This is a genomic window from Bacillus sp. LR--39, from assembly GCF_053613335.1.
Genome location: NZ_JBSIOT010000241.1, coordinates 1 through 1215 on the forward strand (window position 1 = coordinate 1; position 1215 = coordinate 1215).

The window sequence follows — 1215 nt, forward strand, 5'->3', positions numbered from 1 at the left end:
TTTTGATAACCATATAAGGGCTCATACATAGGCGGATTCATCCCGATTCTCCCGCATTCAGGCGAGAGTTGTTCACTATTGAATTCGTGTCACTCGGAATCTAATGAATGCCATGCTGTAACCCCTCCGTTTCCTATACGCTGATTTTCATTTTACAGCATATTCCATATTTCCGCTATAAAAACATGAATCAAGTCACTGGAGCAGGATTAAACAAGCACAAATCATTATGAAGGCCCCAACGGTCTGCCCACGTTTGTTTTCGGCCGCTTGCCACATCCAAAATCGTCCTGAAGATTTCCCAGCCTACGTCTTCGATACTGGCCTCTCCTGTCGCGATTCGGCCGGCATTGATATCGATTAAATCAGCCCAATGCTCTGATAAGGAATGCCGAGTCGATACTTTCAGCACCGGTGCAGCAGCCAGGCCATATGGTGTTCCCCTCCCTGTCGTAAACACCTGCAGATTCATGCCCGCAGCCAGCTGCAGAGTGCCGCACACAAAATCGCTTGCCGGTGTCGCCGCGAACAGCAGGCCTTTTTGTTCTGCTCTTTCACCAGGGCCGAGCACGCCGGAGATGGGGCTTGTGCCTGATTTCGCTACCGAACCTAACGCTTTTTCCACCACATTGGATAATCCGCCTTTTTTATTGCCTGGTGACGGGTTTGCGCTTCGGTCTGCGTCTCCCCGCCGAAGATAGCTGTCATACCACTTCATCTCTTTGATCAGTGATTGTCCGACCTCTTCACTGACAGCCCGCGGGCGTTAATAAATGAATGGCATCCCGCACCTCTGTCACTTCAGAAAACAAAACCGTTGCACCTGCGCGAACCAATAAATCAGCCGCATACCCCACGGCAGGGTTCGCCGTTACGCCGGAAAACGCATCACTGCCGCCGCATTGCAGACCGATAACCAGATCCGAAACAGGGCATGACACCCGGGTTCTGCTGTTCAGCCTGATTAACCGTTCCTCCGCCATTTCCAAAATGGATTGGATCATCGCCGCAAAACCCCGGTGATCCTGGAGCGATAGAATGTCATCATCATTTTCGGAGGCAATTCTTTCCGGGAGGAGCTTTTCACATCCCAATCCGATGACCATTACTTCTCCGCCGAAGTTCGGATGCTTCGCAAGATTTTGAATCGTGCGGATCGGAATCGCGGTGTTATCTATTTCATGCACTTTGATGTAAAGGGGCGCTTGGTTCTTC

Annotated in this window: 1 pseudogene; it reads right to left on the reverse strand. The window is 50.8% G+C overall.

Going from position 1 to position 1215, the window contains the following annotated elements:
- Positions 1-190: 190 nt before the first annotated feature.
- A pseudogene (locus tag ACWHAR_RS22155) lies at positions 191-1215 on the reverse strand (UxaA family hydrolase); the annotation flags it as partial.